Source organism: Chitinophaga sp. GbtcB8, assembly GCF_019091455.1.
Taxonomy (GTDB): domain Bacteria; phylum Bacteroidota; class Bacteroidia; order Chitinophagales; family Chitinophagaceae; genus Chitinophaga.
This window is the reverse complement of sequence record NZ_JAGXJN010000008.1, coordinates 1-7589: the sequence shown is the minus strand read 5'-3', so window position 1 is coordinate 7589 and position 7589 is coordinate 1. Positions and strand designations below refer to the sequence as shown.

General features: G+C 46.1%; 5 protein-coding genes and 1 pseudogene. 4 read left to right on the top strand and 2 right to left on the bottom strand.

Features of this window, described 5'->3' with window-relative positions:
• Positions 1 to 279, top strand: a pseudogene (locus KVT36_RS09980) (ABC transporter ATP-binding protein); the annotation flags it as partial.
• Positions 280 to 407: 128 nt separating this feature from the next.
• On the top strand, positions 408 to 1958 hold the full coding sequence (locus tag KVT36_RS09975) for a glycosyltransferase (protein ID WP_217603355.1): 1551 nt from the start codon (positions 408 to 410) through the stop codon (positions 1956 to 1958).
• Between the two features lie 91 nt (positions 1959 to 2049).
• On the opposite strand, the gene KVT36_RS32675 is transcribed toward KVT36_RS09975, so the two are convergent.
• The gene (locus KVT36_RS32675) at positions 2050 to 2652 is read right to left on the bottom strand and encodes a TraR/DksA C4-type zinc finger protein (RefSeq protein WP_254639934.1); all 603 of its coding nucleotides are present in this window, start codon (positions 2650 to 2652) and stop codon (positions 2050 to 2052) included.
• A gap of 61 nt (positions 2653 to 2713) precedes the next feature.
• On the opposite strand from KVT36_RS32675, the gene KVT36_RS32670 reads away from it, so the two are divergent.
• A complete protein-coding gene (locus KVT36_RS32670; RefSeq protein WP_254639933.1) occupies positions 2714 to 3133 on the top strand; it encodes a hypothetical protein in 420 nt (139 codons plus the stop codon).
• Here KVT36_RS32670 and ileS read toward each other — a convergent pair.
• Positions 3117 to 6437, bottom strand: a complete 3321-nt coding sequence (gene ileS / locus KVT36_RS09965; protein WP_217603353.1) for an isoleucine--tRNA ligase — start codon at positions 6435 to 6437, stop codon at positions 3117 to 3119. The two genes, KVT36_RS32670 and ileS, sit on opposite strands and share 17 nt — an antisense overlap.
• Before the next feature lie 251 nt (positions 6438 to 6688).
• Here ileS and KVT36_RS09960 point away from each other — a divergent pair, with 251 nt between their 5' ends.
• Entirely contained in the window at positions 6689 to 7153 is a 465-nt protein-coding gene (locus KVT36_RS09960; RefSeq protein ID WP_217603352.1) for a PepSY-like domain-containing protein, read from the top strand.
• Positions 7154 to 7589: the final 436 nt, after the last annotated feature.

The following is a 7589-nucleotide window of genomic DNA, read 5'->3' as shown; positions in this document are numbered from 1 at the left end:
ATTGCCCGGGCCATTTTCAAGAACCCGCCTAAATTAATTTTAGATGAAGCTACCAGCGCTTTGGACACTGAATCTGAAAAACTGGTCCAGGAAGCGCTGGATAAGCTGATGGAGAACCGCACTACGGTGGTGATTGCCCACCGCCTTTCTACTATACAACATGCCAATGAAATAGCTGTGCTGGACAAGGGTGAAATAAAAGAGCGGGGTACGCATGATGAATTAATTGCATTAAACGGAATATACAGACGACTCGTTGAAATGCAGGAGTTTAAGTAAGCTTTTTACCCCTTCTGCCACTACCCCTGTTGGTACCATTTTTGAGGCATGGTAGCCCTACACTATGCCATTTTAGAAGAGTTTTAGGTACACTTTTTTTTCACCCATAACAAAACAAAGCGTTCCCTATGATTTCAATCGTTATTCCAGTTTTAAACGAAGGGGCCACAGTACGGCAGGTTATCAGATTAGTTAAAAAGACCACACGCAAGGTAGAGATCATTGTAGTAGATGATAATAGCCGGGATAACACTGTTGAAGAAGCCATGAAGGAAGGCGTACGGGTAATTACCAGCAGCCAGCGCGGCAAGGGTATATCCATGCGGGAAGGGCTGATGGCCGCTAAATATGATATTGTGATGTATATAGATGGGGACATTCTCACCTATCCGGAAAATATTGTGGAATTATTGACCGATCCCATCATTAACGACGAATCTGATTTTGTTAAATCTTATTTTACCCGGCAGGCCGGCCGCGTTACGCAGCTGGTGGCCAAACCTCTGTTAAGCATTTTGTTCCCGGAGCTGGCGCATTTTCAACAGCCGCTGAGCGGTATGATAGCTGCGCGCAAATCATTCCTTTCCCGTGTGCAGTTTGAAAATGATTACGGGGTAGATATTGGCCTGCTCATAGATATGCATGTGCTGGGCGCCCGTATAACAGAAGCTAATATAGGAAAGATCGAAAATGCCATGCAAACCTGGGAGCAGCTGAGCAAAATGTCGCGCGAGGTTTCCCGCACTATCTTACACAAGGCAGAACACATGAACCTTCCGCAGGAGAACCTGGAAACCCTGGGTAATATTAACCTGATACGGGAGCAAATGGAATACTCCATCCTGGAATCTATTGACAAGCTGCATAAGATGGTGATCTTTAACCTGGATGAAGCCGTTTTTACCCAGGATTACCTGCAGCTGGCCGCAAATGCTTTTGACTGCGAATTATCCCTGCAGCAGATCCTGGAACACCACAGCGACCCGGTGACCATACTGGAGCATACTGCTGCCCTGTTCCGCGACCGTAACCTGGCAGAGCTGCTGGAAGTGGCAGATGCCATACCCGTGGTGCCGGATATTAAAGCAGTAGTGCATGAGCTGAAAAAGAGAGGGTATGCCTGCGGCCTGATCACCGATGGGTTTGAATGTGTGGCCCGCCATATTAAGAATAAGCTGGGGATGGATTTTGTATTTGCCAACCGCCTGCATTTATATGATAGCGTGGCCACCGGTGAGCTAAGTATACCTGAGTATTTCCGGCAGCCCAGTGAGGATGGCACAGATGGATTGCCGCATTATAACAAAAAGAACATACTGCCTTATATAGCGCACAAATACCATGTAATGCCGCAGAACATTATTTATGTGGGCAGCGGAGTAGAAGGATCTGACCTGCTGAAGGAAGCGGGTATAGGTGTGGCCTTTGATACAGAGGTAGAGTGTATTGAAAAAGTAGCTGATAAGATCATTCCCGGCCCTTACATGTCGCCGCTGCTGAGCATAGCGCAGGCCGGCCCGGAAAAATTCCGTTTAAAGCTGCCGCCCATTAGTAAAAAACAGGTACGCCGTATTGGCATTGGCAGCCTGGTAGCGCTGGCAGGCGCTGGACTGGTGTACCTGGCGGCCCGGCAGCTTAAGAAGAACGGTGAACAAAAACCCGCAGCGCTGTTGAATTAAATAATGGATAATCAGATTAATGCAAAGAGGGAAGTGCTGCTCGACAACACTTCCCTCTTTTATTATTAATTATCTCTATTAATTCTTAATTCTACTTGCTTTTGGCCAGCTTGGCTTCAATGCTCAGCGTAGCGTGCGGTACCGCGCGCAGGCGGGCTTTGTCTATAAGCTTACCGGTTACGCGGCAAATGCCATAGGTTTTGTTTTCTATGCGCACCATGGCTTTTTCCAGGTGATCAATAAACTGGATCTGGCGGCTGGCCATTTGGTTCAGCTGCTCTCTTTCCTGGGAGCCGCTGCCATCTTCCATGCTCATATATTTGTTTTCGGTATCATCTGTACCGGCTTCGTCCTTGCGGGTAATAAGGCCCTGCAGGTACACGAGCTCTTTTTTAGCTGCTTCCAGCTTTTTCGTGATCAGGTCCCTGAACTCCTGAAGATCTGTATCGCTATAGCGGTATACCGGACCGGTGGGAGCATCCGGCTGATCCAGCACGGATTTAGTAAACTCCGGCTGGTAGGAGACCAGCGTGGCAGCCGATTTAGAACCTTTTTTCTCGGTCCTTTCCGGCTTTTCCGATTTGGCCGGAGTAGCGGCTTTTTCAACCCTTTCAACCTTCTCGGTCTTTTCGGTTCTTTCCGCGGCTACTTTTTTACCGGTTTCTTTTTCCTTATCTGACTTCTTTACTGGCATTATAACTTCTTTTTCTTCTTGCTTTGAAATCGATGATTTTACTACTTCACTTTCTCTCTCAGTGGTAACACTTTTAGCTACCACTTTCTGCTTTTCAGCAGGAACTTTTTTTGCAACCGGCTTTACAGCAGGCGCGATTGTTTTTTTGACAAGTTGTTTGGCCGGGGGTGCGGCGCTTGTTTTGGTGACGACAGCTTTCTTAGTGGGCGCCGATTTAGAAGGAACTGCAGCCTTTTTAACCACGGCTTTTGTGGCAGCAGGTTTAGCAGGTTTTACCGCTACCTTGGGCGCTGCCTTTTTAACAGTTGCTTTTTTAGGTGCCGGGGCTGCCTTTTTCGCAGTTACCGGTTTGGCCGCAGGCTTCTTTGCCGCAGTTGCTTTTTTTGCTACTACTGCCGCTTTTTTAGCCGGAGCTGCCTTTTGGGTCTTTTTGCTAGCAACCTTCTTCTTTGTTGCCATGGGGATTAGCTTTTTTTGTTAACTAATACATTGAATTTAAGGTCATTCACCTCTATTTCGGTACCATCTTGTAATTGCGGCACTATTTCCAAGCTATCTGCCAAAATTTCCGTGCAAATATAGTCATTATAGTGAATAATCGCCGACTTCAGCGTATCTGATGCTGCCACTTTTACCATAATCCGGTCCGTTAATTCAAAGCCGCTATCCTTCCGGATCTTTTGTATGCGGTTCACCAGCTCCCGGGCATTCCCTTCATCCTGCAACTGTGGTGTAATGGTAATATCAAGGGCAACAGTTAATGCGCCTTTGTTAGCTACGGTCCACCCGGGTATGTCTTCGGAAATGATCTCCACATCGGACAGTTGTAACTGTAGTTGTTCACTGTCTATCAGCAGGTTGTAAACCCCATCGCGCTCTAATACTGTTATATCTGCATCTGTGAAAGCGGCAATAGCAGCTGCTACGGCTTTCATTTTTGCTCCCATCTTGCTACCCAGCGCCTTGTAGTTGGGCTTAATCTTTTTCTTGATGAAGCCCTCCGTTTCCGTAAGATAGTCAATACCTTTTACATTCACCTCACTTTTTATCAGGTGTTCGATCTTCTGAACCTGTACCTGCATGTGAGGGTTTAGCACCGGTATTAATATCTTTTGAAGAGGTTGCCGTACCCTAATGTTCACCTTCTTACGCAAGGATAATACCAGAGATGATATATCCTGCGCTAACTGCATCCTTTCTTCCAGCTCATTGTCTATTGCCTCTGCTACCGTTACCGGAAAATCGGTATGGTGTACGGAAGCAGCCGTAGAACGCTGCCCTACCTTGTTCAGGTTGCCAAATAACCACTCTGCAAAGAACGGTGATACCGGCGCCATTAGCTGCGCCACCTTTTCCAGGCATTCATATAAGGTTTGGTAGGCCGATATTTTATCATGCTCATACTCCCCTTTCCAGAAACGGCGGCGGCACAAACGTACGTACCAGTTGCTTAAATGCTCATCTACAAACTCCTGTATTACACGGCCTGCCTGGGTGGGTTCATAATCATCCAGGTAGGTAGTAACCTCTTTTACCAGGGTGTTCAGAACTGAAATGATCCAGCGGTCTATTTCCGGCCGCTGCTGCAGCGGAATATAAGCTTCCCTGAATGAGAAATTATCCAGGTTGGCGTACATCGCAAAGAAGTTATAGGTATTGTACAGGGTGGAGAACAGCTTACGCTGTACTTCCTTTATACCGTCTGTATCAAACTTCATGCTATCCCAGGGGCTGGCATTGGTTACCAGGTACCAGCGGGTAGCATCTGCGCCCAGCTCTTCTATCGTTTTAAACGGATCTATTATATTACCCAGGCGCTTACTCATTTTTACACCGTTCTTATCCAGCACTAATCCATTGGATACTACGGTTTTATACGCTACGCTATCAAACAGCAGGGCGCCTAATACGTGCAGGGTATAGAACCAGCCACGGGTTTGATCCACCCCTTCGCAGATAAAATCGGCCGGGAAGTTCTGCTCAAAAACATCCTTATTCTCAAAGGGGAAATGCCATTGGGCATAGGGCATAGCGCCACTGTCAAACCAAACATCCACCAGGTCCGGCTCACGGCGCATGGGTTTACCATCGGCGCTTACCAGGATAATATCATCCACATACGGTTTATGCAGGTCCAGAATGCCCTGGTGCAGGTAATGTTTATTTACATCGCCGCCCAGCACTTCACTGGCCTTTCTTATTTCGGCGTTCAGCTCTTCTATGCTGCCAATACATTTTTCCTCACTGCCATCTTCTGTACGCCATATCGGCAGCGGGGTACCCCAAAAGCGGCTGCGGCTCAGGTTCCAGTCCACCATATTCTCCAGCCAGTTACCAAAACGGCCGGTGCCGGTAAAGGCCGGTTTCCAGTTAATAGTGGTATTCAGCTCTACCATCCGGTCTTTCAGGGCCGTGGTTTTAATGAACCAGGCATCCAGCGGGTAATATAGTACCGGTTTATCCGTACGCCAGCAATGGGGGTAGCTGTGCTCGTATTTTTCTACTTTAAATGCGCGGTTTTCTTTTTTAAGTTTTACAGCGATGTCAACATCTACATCCTTATACTGTGGATCGTCTTTGTAATTTTTCACATATCGTCCAGCGAACTCACCCACAGTGTCCAAAAATTTCCCCTGCTTGTCTACAAGTGTAAGGATACCGATGCCGTACTTTTTACCTACGCGGTTATCATCTGCACCAAAAGCCGGGGCGGTATGCACTATACCGGTACCATCTTCTGTAGTTACAAAGTCGCCTATCAGGATCCGGAAGGGATCGCCCTCTTCCGGCTGTACGTATGGCAACAGCTGCTCATAGCGGATATTTTCCAGCTGGCTGCCGCGGAAAACGGACAGGACCTGCCAGGGAATTATTTTATCTCCTTCTTTATAATTTGCAAAATCACCGTCTTCCCCTTCTTTTTTAAAGTGACGGTCTACCAGGTCTTTGGCCAGTATTACGCATACCGGTAAGTGGGTGTAGGGGTTGAAAGTGCGCACCAGCGCATATTCTATATTAGCGCCTACTGTAAGTCCCAGGTTAGATGGCAGGGTCCAGGGGGTGGTGGTCCAGGCCAGGAAAAATACCTGATCGGTACCGGCTGCTTCAAACAGGAAGCGGGAACGGTCGCCTTCCACTGCCTTAAACATGGCTACTACGGTGGTATCCTTTACATCTTTATAACAGCCGGGCTGGTTCAGCTCAGCAGAACTTAAGCCACTGCCGGCAGCGGGTGAGTAAGGTTGTATGCTTACGCTTTTATACAGGTATCCCTTTTTATACAGCTGCTGCAAACACCACCACAGGCTTTCAATATAGTTATTCTCAAACGTTACATAGGGATGCTTCAGATCAACCCAGTAGCCCATTTTCTGGGTCAGCTCGTCCCATTTATCTTTATATTTTAATACCTCCCGGCGGCAGGTATCATTATATTCTTCTATGGATATTTTTTTGCCGATGTCTTCTTTTGTAATGCCCAGGCTCTTTTCCACGCCCAGCTCCACCGGCAGGCCATGTGTATCCCAGCCGCCTTTGCGTTTTACCTGGAAACCTTTCATGGTTTTATAGCGGCATACCAGGTCTTTTAATGTACGGGAAATTACGTGGTGTATACCAGGCATACCATAGGCGCTGGACGGGCCTTCATAAAATACAAAAGGTGTAGCGCCTTCCCTTAATGTTACGCTTTGCTCAAATGCTTGCTGTGCCTCCCATTGCTGCAGTACTTCCTTTCCTATCTGCGGTAAGTTCAACTGGTTATATTCCTGATATTGACTGGCCATAAAACAATTTCCGCCTTTTGGCGTTAATAAGACAAATCTTTAATTAAAATTGTGCAAAGTTACGAAATACGGCGGCACCAAATCGGAAAAAGCGTTAAAAAGAGTGGACCAGTATATGTTTTTTTAATTTTTTTCTTACTTTTACATTCGGAATCCATAGTTTTGCTTTTTTGGCACTGTTTTAGTTCAAGAGCCTGGAAGAAAATTTAAGTTCAAAACCTTAACCCAACGGACAAAACCATATCGTTTATATGAAAAAGTTGATGTTATTTTTTTGCGCTGCATTGTTCACTTCCGGCATAACTTTTGCACAACACAAATCGGTTAAAAAGGTGAAGCATACTACTGCTAAAGTGGTTATGGCTCCCGATCCTGTAAAAGGTGCTTTTGAACAAAATTTTGCAGGCATCACCGATGCAAAATGGAGCAAAGGCGGTTCAGGTAACTGGACAGCAAACTTCTCCAAAGAAGATGTAAAAACAGCCGCAGAATATTCGGCAGATGGCAACTGGATAGCCACCCGCAGTGAGTATAAGGCTGAGCAGCTACCGGAAACAGTAGCCAGCACATTGAAAACAAAATATCCAACAGCCACCGTAAAAGACGGCTGGAAAATAGAAAGAGCAGATGTAGCTGCTTACTACAAAGTGAATATTCAGGATAATGGTACAGAAAAGTCGGTTTTGATCAATGAAGCTGGTACCATTACAGAATAACTACACACAAATAAGTATTTCATAGGTATAGGGATAAATAGGACAGACCCTGCTCTTTTGGGCGGGGTTTTCTTTTTGTAGAAAACTGAGGAAGATTACTCACAGTTGTTGTTATAATTACTACTGCAAATACCACACTTTTTTACGTTGCTTAAAACCTGGTGAGCAACTTTATTCAAATTTATTATAGCGTTGCCTAAGGCAGTTGAAATACCGGCTTTCTCCGGCCCGCAGTGCTGTTTTCAAATACTGTCTCCTGCTTTATATTAACGACCACATCAGTATTACATTTCTGATTTCAGACTGCCATATTGGCTACTGATCAGATCCGGTATTTATACAAAAAGCCACCGCTGTATTGTAGTGCACCCAAAAGTTTGGACGGCTTTTAAAGATTTAGGCGGCTTGAGTTCGATATTTTACCGGACTCAAGCCG